Annotated in this window: 1 rRNA gene; it reads right to left on the bottom strand. The window is 54.1% G+C overall.

The window, feature by feature from the left end:
* Window positions 1-255, bottom strand: a 16S ribosomal RNA gene (locus G6554_RS26460); the annotation flags it as partial.

Raw genomic sequence — 255 nt, 5'->3', positions numbered from 1 at the left:
GTCTTGCAGCCCTTTGTACCATCCATTGTAGCACGTGTGTAGCCCAGGTCATAAGGGGCATGATGATTTGACGTCATCCCCACCTTCCTCCGGTTTGTCACCGGCAGTCACCTTAGAGTGCCCAACTGAATGCTGGCAACTAAGATCAAGGGTTGCGCTCGTTGCGGGACTTAACCCAACATCTCACGACACGAGCTGACGACAACCATGCACCACCTGTCACTCTGTCCCCCGAAGGGGAACGTCCTATCTCTA

The organism is Bacillus sp. MM2020_4, from assembly GCF_011250555.1.
Taxonomy (GTDB): Bacteria; Bacillota; Bacilli; order Bacillales; family Cytobacillaceae; genus Neobacillus.
Note: the sequence above shows the minus strand (reverse complement) of the source record. Positions and strands in the feature narration are given on the sequence as shown.